Annotated in this window: 7 protein-coding genes and 1 pseudogene; 7 read left to right on the top strand and 1 reads right to left on the bottom strand. The window is 72.4% G+C overall.

Annotated elements, in window-relative coordinates; genetic code table 11:
* The first annotated feature begins 117 nt into the window (after window positions 1-117).
* The 3 genes and pseudogenes from VGC13_RS21885 to VGC13_RS21875 all read left to right on the top strand — a co-directional run.
* Window positions 118-810: a triacylglycerol lipase gene (locus tag VGC13_RS21885; RefSeq protein WP_331127423.1), complete on the top strand. Its 693-nt coding sequence runs from the start codon at window positions 118-120 to the stop codon at window positions 808-810.
* A 391-nt stretch (window positions 811-1201) separates the two neighbouring features.
* On the top strand, window positions 1202-3265 hold the full coding sequence (locus tag VGC13_RS21880; protein ID WP_331127422.1) for an NAD(+) synthase: 2064 nt from the start codon (window positions 1202-1204) through the stop codon (window positions 3263-3265).
* A gap of 673 nt (window positions 3266-3938) precedes the next feature.
* Window positions 3939-4412 (top strand): annotated as a pseudogene (locus VGC13_RS21875) (Rad52/Rad22 family DNA repair protein); the annotation flags it as partial.
* A gap of 218 nt (window positions 4413-4630) precedes the next feature.
* On the opposite strand, the gene VGC13_RS21870 reads toward VGC13_RS21875, so the two are convergent.
* A complete protein-coding gene (locus VGC13_RS21870) occupies window positions 4631-5101 on the bottom strand; it encodes an EVE domain-containing protein (RefSeq protein ID WP_331127420.1) in 471 nt (156 codons plus the stop codon).
* 277 nt (window positions 5102-5378) lie between these two features.
* Between VGC13_RS21870 and VGC13_RS21865 the strand changes: the two genes are divergently transcribed.
* The 4 genes from VGC13_RS21865 to VGC13_RS21850 all read left to right on the top strand — a co-directional run.
* Window positions 5379-5570, top strand: a complete 192-nt coding sequence (locus VGC13_RS21865; RefSeq protein WP_331127419.1) for a hypothetical protein — start codon at window positions 5379-5381, stop codon at window positions 5568-5570.
* A 260-nt stretch (window positions 5571-5830) separates the two neighbouring features.
* A complete protein-coding gene (locus tag VGC13_RS21860; RefSeq protein WP_331127418.1) occupies window positions 5831-6595 on the top strand; it encodes a thioesterase II family protein in 765 nt (254 codons plus the stop codon).
* A 524-nt stretch (window positions 6596-7119) separates the two neighbouring features.
* Entirely contained in the window at window positions 7120-12261 is a 5142-nt protein-coding gene (locus VGC13_RS21855) for an amino acid adenylation domain-containing protein (RefSeq protein ID WP_331127417.1), read from the top strand.
* A partial coding sequence (locus VGC13_RS21850; RefSeq protein WP_331127416.1) for a condensation domain-containing protein occupies window positions 12258-14072 on the top strand: 1815 nt, incomplete at its 3' end. The genes VGC13_RS21855 and VGC13_RS21850, both read left to right, overlap by 4 nt.

The following is a 14072-nucleotide window of genomic DNA, read 5'->3' as shown; positions in this document are numbered from 1 at the left end:
CCTCACCCCCTCACCTGTGACGCGGAGAGGGTGACAATCGTCTGGAAACGCATGTTTTTCCGCGGGCCTTCCGCGGCCGTCGATCGTCACCCTCCCCATCTCCAGGAGCCATTCCCCATGCGCAGGTCCATCGTTCCCGTTCTGCTTACCGTTTTCGCGCTGGCGGGCTGCGAGCGCGCCGGAATCCTTGCGCCCGACGGCGCCCGCAACGTCGTGGCGGCACCGGAGCGCCACCCCATCCTGTTCGTGCACGGGTTCAACTCCAGCGGCAGCGTGTGGACCACCATGATCGCCAGCTTCAAGGCCGACGGCTGGACGGACGCGCAGCTGGTGAACTGGAGCTACAACACCTCGCAGAGCAACGCCACCACGGCGCAGCAGATCCGCACCAGGGTGGATTCCATTCTCCTGGCCACCGGCGCCACCCGGGTGGACGTGATCACGCACTCCATGGGCGGCCTGTCGTCGCGCTACTACGCCAAAAACCTGGGCGGGGACGCGAAGATCGACGCGTGGGTTTCGCTGGGCGGCCCCAACCACGGCACCACCTGGGCATACGGGTGCGCCACCACGTCGTGCGTGGAGATGCGGCCGAACTCCACCTTTCTCAAGAGCCTGAACGCGACCGACGAGACGCCCGGCGCGCCCCGCTACGCCACGTGGTGGTCCGCCTGCGACGCCGTGATCGAGCCCGACAACAGCACCCCGCTCATCGGCGCCACCAACACGCAGACGGCCTGCCTGGGCCACAGCGACTTCTACAAGGACCCCACGACGTACGCGCAGGTGCGCGGCTGGGTGCATCGGTGAAGGGGTGAAGGGGGGCGGTCCGTTTCCGCGGGGCCCTCTCCCCCGACCAGCCTTTTGCCCGTTCCTCGCAACGGCGGTCGACCCCTCCCGCAACCCCGGGGGAGGGGTGTACGCGCGCACCCTGCCTTCCGAACGCGAGCAGGTGAAGCCCCGCCGGGCGAGCTCCGCGAGCCCAGGGCGGGGCTTGTGGCCCTTTTAGCCGCGGGCTTTAGCCCGTGGCGGGTTTCAACCCGTGGCGGGATTTTGCAATGAATCCCGCGGGGTTCCGTTACGATCCGGGTGCATTCCGACACGATTTCCCGCGCGACCGACGCCCCGGCATGGCATCCGCGTAGGGCAATCCGTATCGTGTACACAGGTTCCTGTGTCTGACCGGACTAGCGGAGAGGCGATGCGCGCACCGTTCCATTCCATTTACTCCCACGGGTTCGTCCGCGCGGCGGTGTGCATTCCCGCGGTGCGCGTGGCCGATCCCGCGTTCAACCTGGAGCACACGCTGCAGCTGGCGCGCGAGGCGTCGGATGCGCACGCGTCGGTGGCGCTGTTCCCCGAGCTGGGGCTGAGCGCCTACACCTGCGAAGACCTGTTTCAGCAGGACGCCCTGCTGGACGCGGTGCGCGCGGCGCTGGAGACGCTGGTGCGCGAGAGCGTGGGGATGACGCCCATCCTGCTGGTGGGCGCGCCGCTGCGCTTCGGGGCGCACCTGTTCAACTGCGGGGTGGTCATCTACCGCGGGCGCATCCTGGGGATCGCCCCCAAGTCGTACCTGCCCAACTACCGCGAGTTCTACGAGCGCCGCTGGTTCACCCGCGCGGCCGAGTCGCCGTTCACCGAGGTGCAGGTGGCGGGGCAGGTGGTCCCCTTTGGCACCGACCTGGTGTTCGAGGCGCAGAACGTGGAGGGGTTCGCGCTGCACGTGGAGATCTGCGAGGACGTGTGGACGCCCATCCCCCCCAGCAGCTGGGCGGCGCTGGCCGGCGCCACGGTGCTGGCCAACCTGTCCGCCAGCAACATCACCGTGGGCAAGGCCGAGTACCGCCGCGACCTGTGCGCGGGGCAGTCGGGGCGCTGCGTGGCGGCGTACCTGTACTCCGCGGCGGGGCCGGGTGAATCGACGACCGACCTGGCGTGGGACGGGCACGCGCTGATCTACGAGAACAACGAGCTGCTGGCCGAGTCGGAGCGGTTCGCGCCCGAGCCGCACATGATCGTGGCCGACGTGGACCTGGAGCGGCTGGCGCAGGACCGCTCGCGGCTGACCTTCTTTCACGACAACGTCGCCGACCACCGCGAGCGCATCGAGGGGATTCGCCGCATCCCCTTCGAGTTCCGCATCCCCGAAGGCGAGATCCCGCTGATCCGCGACGTGGCGCGCTTTCCCTACGTGCCCGACGACCCGGCGGAGCGCGACGCCCGCTGCTACGAGGCGTACAACATCCAGGTGCACGGGCTGATGAAGCGCCTGTCCAGCACCGGGATCGAGAAGATCGTCATCGGCGTGAGCGGCGGACTGGATTCCACGCACGCGCTGATCGTGGCGGCGCGGACGATGGACGCCTTGGGGCTGCCGCGGACGAACATCCTCGCCTACACCATGCCCGGCTTCGCGACCAGCGAGGGGACGAAGAGCAACGCCTGGAAGCTGATGCGCGCGCTGGGGGTGACGGCGCAGGAGATCGACATTCGCCCCAGCGCGCTGCAGATGCTGCGCGACATCGGCCACCCGTACGGCGCGGGCGAGCCGGTGTACGACGTGACCTTCGAGAACGTGCAGGCGGGGGAGCGGACCAGCCACCTGTTCCGACTGGCGAACTTCCACGACGGCCTGGTGCTGGGGACGGGGGACCTGAGCGAGCTGGCGCTGGGGTGGGCCACGTACGGGGTGGGCGACCAGATGTCGCACTACAACGTCAACGGGTCGGTGCCCAAGACGCTCATCCAGTACCTGATCCGCTGGGTGATCCACAGCGGCCAGTTCGGGGACGAGGCGGGCGCGGTGCTGCAGGCCATTTTGGACACCGAGATCTCGCCCGAGCTGGTGCCGGCCGACGCGGGCGACGACACGTCGCAGCCCGCGCAGAGCACGCAGGGAACCATCGGGCCGTACGAGCTGCAGGACTTCAACACCTACTACGTCACCCGCTTCGGCTTCAGGCCCAGCAAGGTGGCGTACCTGGCGCACCACGCGTGGGGCGACCGCGGGCGCGGCACCTGGAGCGACCTGCTGCCCCCGGAAAAGCGCAACCAGTACGACCTGGCGACCATCAAGCGGTGGATGGAGGTGTTCCTGTGGCGCTTCTTCAAGACCAGCCAGTTCAAGCGCTCGGCGATGCCCAACGGGCCCAAGGTGGGGTCGGGCGGGTCGCTGTCTCCGCGCGGCGACTGGCGGGCGCCGAGCGACTCGGAGGCGACGGTGTGGCTGGAGGAGCTGCGGAGGAACGTGCCGGATTCGTGAACGGGTGAGCGGGTGAAGGGGTGAAGGGGTGAAGGGGTGAAGGGGTGATTCGCTCGTCGAACGGGATCGAGCTGCGCCCGCCGGGGTGCCCCTCCCCCGGCCCCTCCCCGTTCGTTCCTCACGGAGAGGGGAGAATTCGATCCCGCTGCGACTGGCTTCGGGCACGGCGGCGGGCGGCCCCCTCTCCCGGCCTCTCGGCCATAAACCCCATGGGGGAGAGGAGAATTCGATCCCGCTCCGGACAGTTCGTCGGGCGCGTCACCCTCCCCCGCGCAGTTTGTGGGGGAGGGCCGGGGAGGGGGGCGGCCCACCATCCCGCTCCCAATCCTCCGAAGCACCCTTCAGCCCGCCGACGCATATACCCTCTCCCGCTTGCGGGAGAGGGTGCGAGCCTAGGCGAGCGGGTGAGGGCCCCCGCCGGCGCGGACGGATCTCACTCCCGCACTTCCGCACTCCCGCACTCCCGCACTTCCGCACTTCCGCACTTCCGCACTTCCGCACTCCCGCACTCCCGCACTCCCGCACTCCCGCACTCCCCTCCTGTCCACACCCGACATCTTGCGTACACACCGGTTCCGGACCTTGACAGGTTCGGGAAGAATGCCGAACATAAACCGAAGATAAGGGTACCATCCCGGGTGCAAAGCGGGGGCAAGCGACAGGGGAGGGCGCGATGTCGGAGATCAACTTCAAGGCGCTGCAGGACTTTTTCGAGGGAGACGCCCTCGAGTGGCGCATTCAGCAGGCGGGCGAAAAGAACGGGCGGGTGTGGGCCATCGCGGTGCCGTACGTCACCAACCGCGCCATCCAGATGCGTCTGGACGAGGTGGTGGGGCCCGAGAACTGGCGCAACGAGTTTCGCCCGGGCCCGGACGGCGGCGTGATGTGCGGCCTTTCCATCCGCGTGGGCGAGGAATGGGTCACCAAGTGGGACGGCGCCGAGAACACCGACGTCGAGGGCGTAAAGGGCGGCCTGAGCGGCGCCATGAAGCGCGCGGCGGTGCAGTGGGGGATCGGGCGCTACCTGTACGGCCTGGAAGAAACCTTCGCGATCATCAACGAGCGCGGGCGGTTCCGCGGGCGCACCAAGGACCAGAAGCCCTTCCGCTGGGACCCGCCCGAACTTCCCGACTGGGCCGTTCCCGCGCGCCCGGCCCGCGAGACGCGCCCCGTCACGGCCGCTCCGCTCGTCTCGCGTCCAAGGGTCGTGGCGTAACAACGAAAAGATTGGTCTCACACAGAGTCAGCAGAGTCAACGGAGTTCGTCCACGGTGTCTCCTCGGACAGAAGCACGAGGGAACGGCACGAGAAAACTCTGCTGACTCTGCTGACTCTGTGTGAGGCCCTGTCTTTTGAGCGGGTCGGCTACCCGGCCTTTGCGCCGCGGCCCAGGCGGACGACGATGTCGTACTCGTCGTCGGTGACGGGCTGGACGGAAAGGCGGCTCTTGTTGATGACCAGCATCTTCTCCAGCCCGGGCGTGCCCCGCAGCGCGTCCAGGGAGACGATGGCGGGGAACGCCTCCACGAACTCCACGTCCACCGTGTACCAGCGCGGGTCCTCGTCGCTGGCCTTGGGATCGAAGTAGTCGCTCTTCGGATCGCGGGCGGTGGGGTCGGGGTAGCCGGCGCGCCCGATGCGGGCCAGGCCGGCGACGCCCGGCGGATCGGCGTTGCTGTGGTAGAAGAGCACGCGGTCGCCGGGCTTGGCGTCGTCGCGCATGAAGTTGCGCGCCTGGTAGTTGCGCACGCCCTCCCACCCGGTGCCGCCGTCGCGGCGCAGGTCGTGGATGGAGTACACGCCCGGCTCGCTCTTCATCAGCCAGTTGCGCGGCATCTGGGAATCTTTCTCCGTTGCTCGGCGTCCGTTCCGCGGGAGCCCATTTTGCGGCGCGGCGCTCCGCCGGGCAAGGAGGTCCGTCCGCATCCCCCGTGGGACGAACGGGACGCCGCGGGTATTGTGGTTCCCTGCAATGGCGCATAGAGTACTGATCGCCACGATTGATCTATCTTTGCCAATCACCCGTCCGGCGCCGTGATCCACAGGTGGCGTGGAGCCGCGGCCCGCAGTCCCGCAGGAGAGAAGCATGAGAGTGCAATGGAGAGCGGCCGCGATGGTCCTGCCGGTGCTTGCCGCGCTGGCCGCCTGCGGCCGGGACGCCGCGCAGCCGCTGGAGCCGGCCGCCGCGCCGGTGCTGGACGCCCTGCCCGACTCCATCGGTGGCAACGGCGGATACTACGGCTCGGGCCACGGCGATCCGCCCCCCGTGCCGCCCCCGGCCGACGTGGGGGGCCCCGGGGCGTAGAGGGGACAGGTTACAGGTTACAGGTTACAGGTGCGGCCGGCGGATGCGTTATCCGCCGGCCGCCGTGTTTACGGCATCGGGTGGCGTCGTGGTTGCTGGCTGTCCCCTGTCCCCTGTTCCCTGTTCCCTGTTCCCTGTTCCCTGTCCCCTGTCCCCTGTTCCCTATTCCCTATTCCCTCTCCCCTGCTGTTGCCCGCTGTCCCCTGTCCCCTGTAACCTGTCCCCTCATCACACCGCTCTCACCCGCGCCACCACCGCCCGTGAACCCGACCGAAGCCGCCCGCTGGATCACCCGCCCCCGGCCCGCCCCGCGGGCGCGGCTGCGCCTGTTCTGCATTGCGCACGCGGGGGGCGGCGCGTCGGCGTTCCGCGGCTGGGCCGACGCGCTGCCGGCCGAGGTGGAGGTGATGCCGGTGCAGCTGCCGGGACGCGAGAACCGCGTGGCCGAGCGCCCCTTCGACCGGCTGGAGCCGCTGGTGGAGGCGCTGGCCGACGTGCTGGCGTCCGTGCACACGCTGCCGTTCGCGGTGTTCGGGCACAGCAACGGCGCGCTGATCGGCTTTCACCTGGCGCGCGTGCTGCGGGCGCGCGGCCGCCCCGGGCCCGTGCACCTGTTCGCCTCGGGCCGCCGCGCACCGGACCTGCCCTCGGACCGGGCACCCACCTACCACCTCCCCGACGACGCGTTCCTGGCCGAGCTCAAGGAGCTGGGCGGGCTGCCGCAGGTGGTGCTGGAGCACGAGGAGCTTCTGTCGCTGCTGCTCCCCGTGATGCGCGCCGACGTGGCCATCCACGAAACCTACCTTCACCGCGAAGAGCCGCCGCTGGAGTGCCCCATCACCGCCTACGGCGGCCTGTCGGATCCCAAGGTGAGCCGCGCGCAGCTGCAGGGGTGGGAGCGCCACACCGGCGGTCCCTTCGTGATGCGCATGTTTCCCGGCGGCCACTTCTACCTGCAGGACGACCGCGCAGCCACCCTGCGCACCCTCTCCGCCGACCTGCACGGCATCCTCGCGAGTCTGTAGTTTTCCCGTCTTGGCGTATTGGGTGCGGAATTTCTCCGTGCCCCCGTCCAGGAACGCTCCCTTTCTTCCACTTTCAATGCGTTGCGCGTCCTGTCGCAAACGTACGGAAAGGTGCTACGGAACACGCAGCAGAGGGTGCTAAAAAGCGAGCATTTATCGCCACCGCACGTGTACACATCCGGCGGTGAAGGCGAGCGCACAGTCCCGTAAATACCAGCAAACACCAGCGTTTATCCACCTGTGCACGGCGTAGCGCCTTGCGCACATGTGGTATTCTGACACGGAAGAGACTACATTTCCCGCTGCAACTGCATTAGATTCTCCGCCTGAAGCGGGGCGCGGTGCGGGGGCGGAGAAGGCCCGGGGAGGGAGTGCGGCACGCGCCGTCTCTGTCTCCGGGCGCGTTGCTTCCCCACTGTGCATTCCGCGGCCCGTAAGGGACTGATCGCCTGCGCCGGCCCCGCGACACGCGCGGGGAGGCGGCGGGCGGCGGTCCGGGTGCTCCGGCCCTTTACGCTCTCGCGATGATCGCGACCTCCAGGCTCATCTCATCGGGCGAACCCGCGGCGTCGTCGCCGGCGGGGCGCCTCGCCTTTGCGGCGGGGCGCGGGCCGGCGTTCGCGCACCGCCTGTTCGAGGCGGCGGCCCGGCGCACCCCGCACGCGCCCGCCGCGGCGTTCGAGGGCGCGTCGCTTTCGTACGCGGAGCTGAACGCGGCCGCCAACCGGCTGGCGCGCCTTCTTCGCCGGCGCGGCGCGGGGGCGGACGCGCGCGTGGCGGTGGCGATGGAGCGCGGGCCGGAGCTGGCCGTGAGCCTGCTGGCGGTGCTCAAGGCCGGCGCCGCCTACGTGCCGGTGGACCCCGCCTACCCCGCCGAGCGCATCCGCTACGTCCTCGATGACGCCGGCGCGTCCCTGGTCCTGTGCACCGGCGCCACGCGGGCGGCGGTGGCGGACGCGGGCGTCGGCCTGCTCGAAGTTCACCTGGACTGCGGCCTGCTGGCCCGCGAGGACGCGCGCGACCTGGAGGACGACCCCCATCCCGAGGCGCTGGCGTACGTCATCCACACCTCCGGCAGCACGGGACGGCCCAAGGGGGTGGGGATCAGCCACGGCGCGCTCGGCATCCACAACCTGGCCGTGGTGGAGCGCTACGGCCTCACCTCCGCGGACCGCGCGGCGCAGCTGACGTCCATCGGCTTCGACATCTCGGTGGAGGAGATCTTTCCCACCTGGGCGGCGGGGGGGACGGTGGTCTTCCGCCCCGAGTCGGCGGCGGGGTACGGCGCGGCGTTCATGGCGTGGCTGGCGCGCGAGGGCATCACCGTCCTCAACGTTCCCACCGCCTTCTGGCACGCGTGGGTGGCGGACCTGGCGGCGGCGGAGGGCGCGCTGCCGCCGTCCGTGCGGCTGACCGTCGTGGGCGGCGAAAAGGCGCGGGCGGCGGCGCTGGCGGAGTGGCGCGGGCGGGTGGACGCGCGGGTGCGGTGGATCAACGGCTACGGCCCCACCGAGACCACGGTCACCGCCACGGTGCACGAGCCGGCGGGGGACGCGGGCGGCGAGATCCCCATCGGCCGGGCGCTGGGCGAGGCGCGGACGTACGTGCTGTCGCCGGAACTGGAGGTCGCGGACGAGGGCGAGCTGTGCATCGGCGGGCCGGGGGTGGCGCGGGGGTACCTGGGGCGGCCGGGGCTCACGGCCGAGCGCTTCGTCCCCGATCCCTTCGCGGCACGGCCGGGGGCGCGGATGTACCGCACCGGCGACCGCGCGCGGTGGAACGCGGCGGGCGAGATCGAGTTCCTGGGGCGCGTGGACGACCAGGTGAAGATCGCGGGCTTTCGCGTGGAGCCGGGCGAGGTGGAGGCCGTGCTGGCCGGGCACCCCGCCGTGGCCCAGGCGGCGGTGATCGCGCGCGAGTTCGACGGGACGGGGGTGCGGCTGGTGGCGTACGCGGTGCCGCGCGCGGAGGGCGTGGACGAGGCCGGGCTGCGCGGGTGGATGCGGGAGCGGCTTCCCGGCTACCTGGTCCCCTCCGCGCTGGTCCTGGTCGGCGCGCTGCCGCTGAACGCGCACGGCAAGATCGACCGCCGCGCCCTTCCCGCGCCGGCGGAGCTGGACCCGCCCCTTCCCGGGTTCGCGGAGCCGCGCGGCGACACGGAGCGGGCGGTGGCGCGGGCGTGGGGCGAGGTGCTGGGCCTTTCGCGGGTGAGCGCGGACGCAGACTTCTGGGCGCTGGGCGGGCACTCGCTGCTGGCCATGCAGGTGCTGTCGCGCATCCGCCAGCGGCTGGGGGTGGAGCTGCCCGTCCGCGCGCTGTTCGACGCGCCCTCCGTGGCCGCGCTGGCGGCGGCGGTGGACGCGGCGCGCGGCAAGGCCCTGCGCATGCCGCACGCCCCGCTGGTCGCCTCCCGCCGGGCGGGGCCGGTGCCGCTCTCGTTCGCGCAGCAGCGGCTCTGGTTCCTGCACCAGATGGAGCCCGAGAGCCCGTTCTACAACCTGACCTTCGCCGTGCGGCTGAAGGGGGTGCTGGACGTGGAGGCGCTGCGGCGCGCGCTGGCCGAGATCGTCCGCCGGCACGAGGTGCTGCGGACCACCTTCCGCGCGGACGCCTCCGGGTCGTGGCAGGTGGTGCATCCCGCCCCCGGCGCCTTTCCCCTGCAGGTGGCCGACGTGCGCGCCTTTCCCGAGGACTGGGCGCGCGGCGAGGTGCTGGGGCTGATGGCCGATGAGGCCGAGCACCCCTTCGACCTGCGGCGCGAGCTGATGCTGCGCGCGCTGCTGGTGCGCGTGGGCGAGGCGGAGCACGCGCTCGTGCTGAACCTGCACCACGTGGCCGGCGACGGCTGGTCGATCGAGGTGCTGTTCCGCGAGATGGCGGCGCTGTACGCGGCCTATCGCGCGGGCGAGGCCTCGCCGCTCCCCGAGCTGCCGCTGCAGTACGCCGACTACGCCGAGTGGCAGCGCCAGTGGATGCACGGCGACGCGCTGGACGCGCAGCTGGCGTACTGGCGCCAGCGGCTGGCCGGGGCGCCCGCCGTGCTGGAGCTGCCCACCGACCGCCCCCGCCCCGCCGTGCAGAGCCACCGCGGCGAGACGCGCGGCTTCGAGGTGCGCCCCGCGCTGGCCGCCCGCCTGCGGGCGCTGGCGCGGGAGACGGACGCCACGCTGTTCATGGTGATGCTGGCCTCGTTCGACCTGCTGATCCACCGCCTGTCGGGCCGCGACGACGTGGTGGTGGGCTCGCCGATCGCGGGGCGCACGCACGGCGAGGTGGAGGGGCTGATCGGCTTTTTCGTCAACACCATGGCGCTGCGGACGGACCTGTCGGGCGACCCCACCTTCCGCGAGCTCGTCCGCCGCGTGCGCGAGACCACGCTCGAGGCGTACGCGCACCAGGACCTCCCCTTCGAGCGGGTGGTCGAGGCGGTGCAGCCGGACCGCGCGCTGAGCCACAACCCGCTCTTCCAGGTGGCCTTTGCGCTGCTGGCCCAGCCGGCCGAGACGCTGCGGCTTCCCGGGCTGGTGATGCGGCTGGAGCCGGTGGACAGCGGCACCAGCAAGTTCGACCTGTTCCTGGACATGGAGGAGCAGGGCGAGCAGCTGCGCGGCCGGCTGGAGTACGCCACCGACCTGTGGGAGCCCGAGACGGCGGACCGGATGATCCGCCTGTACCTGCACCTGCTGGAGGGCGTCGCCACCGATCCCGACCGCCCCGCATCGCGCGTGGAGCTGGTGGACGGCGGCGAGCGGCGCACGCTGACGGAGCGCTGGAGCGGCGCGGCGCGCGTCCACCCGCACGCGTCCACCCTCCACGCGGAGTTCGCGCGGGTGGCGGAAGCCGACCCCTCGCGCGTGGCGCTGGCGTGGGACGGGGGGACGATGGCGTACGGCGAGCTGCACGCGCGCTCGTCGCAAGTGGCGAACCACCTCCGCCGCATCGGCGTGCGGGCGGACGAGCCGGTGGCGCTGGCGATGGACCGCTCGCCGGAGCTGGTGGTGGCGGTGCTGGGGATTCTGAAGGCGGGCGGCGCGTACGTCCCCATCAACCCCCAGTACCCCCGCGGCCGCGTGGAGATGATGCTGGCGGACTGCGGCGCGCGCGTGGCGCTGACGCAGGCGCGGCTGGCGGACACGCTTCCCGCGGACGCCCTGCGCGTGGTGTCGATGGACGCCGGCGCGGACGCCATCGCGGCGGAGCCGGCGGACGATCCGCGCGTGGACGCGGGGGCCGACGGGGCGGCGTACGTCATCTACACCTCCGGGTCCACGGGGCGGCCCAAGGGCGTGGCGGTGCCCCACCGCGCCGTGCTGCGGCTGGTGCGGGACACGGACTACGCGCGCTTCGGGGCGGACGAGACGTGGCTGCAGCTGGCCCCCGTCGCCTTCGACGCGTCCACGCTGGAGCTGTGGGGCGCGCTGCTGAACGGCGGGCGCGTGGCCATCTATCCCCCCGAGCTGCCCACGCCCGACGCGCTGGGTGCGTTCATCGCGCGCCACGGGGTGACCGCCGCGTGGCTCACGGCCGGGCTCTTTCACCAGATGGTGGACGCGAACCTGCCCGCGCTGGGCGGGCTGCGGCAGCTGCTGGCGGGCGGCGACGTCCTCTCGGTGCCGCACGTGCGCCGGGTGATGGAGGCGCATCCCGGGCTGCGGCTGGTGAACGGCTACGGGCCCACCGAGAACACCACGTTCTCCTGCTGCCACCGCATCCACGCGGAGGACGCGGAGCGCGCCTCCATCCCCATCGGCCGGCCGATCGCCGGAACCACGGCGTACGTGCTGGACGCGCACCTTAACCCCGTGCCGGTGGACGTCCCCGGCGAGCTGTACGTGGGCGGCGAGGGGCTGGCCCGCGGCTACCTGCACGCGCCGGCGCTCACCGCCTCCCGCTACGTGCCGCATCCCTTCTCGGCCACCCCGGGCGCGCGCCTCTACCGCACCGGCGACCGGCTGCGCTGGCGGCCGGACGGCACCCTGGAGTTCCTGGGCCGCATTGACCAGCAGGTCAAGATCCGCGGCTACCGCATCGAGCCGGGCGAGGTGGAGGCGGTCCTCCAGCGCGATCCCTCCGTGGCGGGGTGCGTGGTGCAGGTGCGCGAGGACGTGCCCGGCGAGCGGCGGCTGGTGGCGTACGTGGTTCCCGCGCCGGGGGCGGTGGACGACCTGCCGGAGCGGGTCCGGGCGCGGCTGCGGGCGGAGCTTCCCGCGTACATGCTTCCCTCGGCGGTGGTGGCGCTGGACGCGCTGCCGCTGACGCCCAACGGCAAGGTGGACCGCCGCGCCCTTCCCGCGCCCGCCCCGCGCCGCGACGACGGCGCGCCGCCGGCGGAGCCGCGCACCGAGGTGGAGCGCGCGCTGGCCGCGGTGTGGGCCGAGGTGCTGCGGGCGGACCGCGTGTACCTGGGCGACAACTTCTTCGAGCTGGGCGGGCACTCGCTTCTGGCCACCCAGGTGGTGACGCGGGTGCGTGACGCGCTGGGGGTGGAGCTGCCGCTGGCGGCGGTGTTCGAGGCGCCCACGCTGGCGGGGATGGCGGAGGCGGTGGAGATGGCGCAGCTGGCCGCGATGGCGGAGCTGCTGGACGATCTGGACGAGCTTTCGGACGAACAGGTGCTGGCGATGCTGGAGGCGGAATCGGCGGTGGTGGCGGGAGGCGCGCGATGACGGACCTGCAGAGCCGCCTGGCCGGGCTGACGCCCGAGAAGCGCCGCCTGCTGGAGCTGCGGATGCAGCTGGCGCGCGCGCAGGCCGCGGGCCCCGCGCTGGCGCCCCGCCCGCGCGGCGGCGCGCTGCCGCTCTCGTTCTCGCAGCAGCGGCTGTGGGTGCTGGACCGGCTGGAGCCCGGCACCGCCGCCTACAACCTGCTGCGCCCGCTGCGACTGGCGGGCGTGCTGGACGTGGCCGCGCTGGAGCGCTCGCTGGACGCACTGCGCGCGCGGCACGAGTCGCTGCGGACGACCTTCGCGGAGGGCGCGGACGGAACGCCGGTGCAGGTGATCCACCCGCCCGCCGCCGTGCCGCTGCCGGTGGAGGACCTTTCGGGGCTGCCGGCGGAGGCGCGCGAGGCGGTGGTCGTGGAGCGGGTGCAGGCGGACGCCAACACGGGGTTCGACCTCGTCACGGGCCCGCTCTTCCGCGCGCGGCTGCTGCGGCTGGGGTCGGAGGAGCACGTGCTGATCCTGTGCCTGCACCACGTGATCGCCGACGGGTGGAGCCTGGGGATCATGGCGCGCGAGCTGGGCGCCCTGTACGCCGCGTTCCAGGCCGGCGCGCCCGATCCGCTACCGCCGCTTCCCCTCCAGTACGCGGACTACGCGCTCTGGCAGCGCGAGCACCTGACGGGCGAGACGCTGCGGAAGCAGCAGGCGTTCTGGCGCGAGGCGCTGGCCGGCGCCCCGCCCGCGCTGGAGCTGCCCACCGACCACCCGCGCCCGCCCTCGGAGCGCCACCGCGGGCGCGTGGTGCACGCCCGGGTGGAGCCGGCGCTGGCGGACCGCGTGCGCGCGCTGGCGCAGCAGGAGGGAACGACGCCCTTCGCCGTGCTGCTGGCGGGGCTGCGCGTGGTGCTGGCGCGCTGGTCGGGGCAGGAGGACGTGGTGATCGGCGCGCCGGTGGCCGGACGGGCGCGGGCCGAGACGGAGGGGCTGATCGGCTTTTTCGTCAACACGCTGCCGCTGCGGGGGCAGGTGCTGGCGGAGGACACCTTCCGCGCCCTCCTGCGGCGCGAGAAGGCGGCCACGCTGGCGGCGTTCGACCACCAGGACCTCCCGTTCGAGCGGATGGTGGAGGAGCTGCGCATTCCCCGCGACCTGAGCCGCAACCCGGTGTTCCAGGTCTCGCTGATGCTGCAGAACGCCCGGGTGGAGGCCATGCGCCTGGCCGGGCTCGAGATCGCGCCGCTGGACGTGGACTACGACACCGCCCGCTTCGACCTGGCCTTCGACCTCTACGACGAGGACGACGGCGGGCTGCGGGTGGAGACGGAGTACGCCACCGACCTCTTCGAGCGCGCCACGGTGGGCCGGATGGTGGCGCACCTGACGCGCCTGCTGGGGCACGCCACGGCCGAGCCCGACGCGCCGGTGGCGCACCTGGAGCTGGTGGACGAGGCCGAGCGCGCCGCCGTCGTCCAGCGGGGGAACGAGACGGAGCGCGACTGGTCCTTCGCCGCCGTGCACCGCCTGTTCGCGGAGCAGGCGGCGCGGACGCCGGACGCGGTGGCGGTGGAAGGCGCGGACGGCGCGCTGACGTACGCACAGCTGGACGCGCTCTCGGCGGGCGTGGCGGCGGCGCTGCGGGCGCGCGGCGCGGGGCGGGGAAGCCTGGTCGCCGTCTGCGCGGAGCGCTCGGCGCGGATGGTGGCGGCGCTGCTGGGCGTCCTGCGCACCGGCGCCGCGTACCTGCCGCTGGACCCCGAGTATCCGGCGGACCGCCTGTCGTACATGCTGGAGGATTCCGGCGCGTCCGTCCTGCTG

The sequence above is a fragment of the Longimicrobium sp. genome (assembly GCF_036399255.1).
Lineage (GTDB): Bacteria > Gemmatimonadota > Gemmatimonadetes > Longimicrobiales > Longimicrobiaceae > Longimicrobium.
The sequence above is the reverse complement of the archived record's forward strand: the minus strand, read 5'-3'. Positions and strand labels throughout refer to the sequence as shown.

Excerpts from the sequence above, each read along its gene's own strand:
- VGC13_RS21870 (WP_331127420.1), bottom strand. The coding sequence starts at position 5,101 with ATGCCGCGCAACTGGCTGATGAAGAGCGAGCCGGGCGTGTACTCCATC.
- VGC13_RS21855 (WP_331127417.1), top strand. The coding sequence starts at position 7,120 with ATGATCGCGACCTCCAGGCTCATCTCATCGGGCGAACCCGCGGCGTCG.
- VGC13_RS21880 (WP_331127422.1), top strand. The coding sequence starts at position 1,202 with ATGCGCGCACCGTTCCATTCCATTTACTCCCACGGGTTCGTCCGCGCG.
- VGC13_RS21865 (WP_331127419.1), top strand. The coding sequence starts at position 5,379 with ATGGTCCTGCCGGTGCTTGCCGCGCTGGCCGCCTGCGGCCGGGACGCC.
- VGC13_RS21885 (WP_331127423.1), top strand. The coding sequence starts at position 118 with ATGCGCAGGTCCATCGTTCCCGTTCTGCTTACCGTTTTCGCGCTGGCG.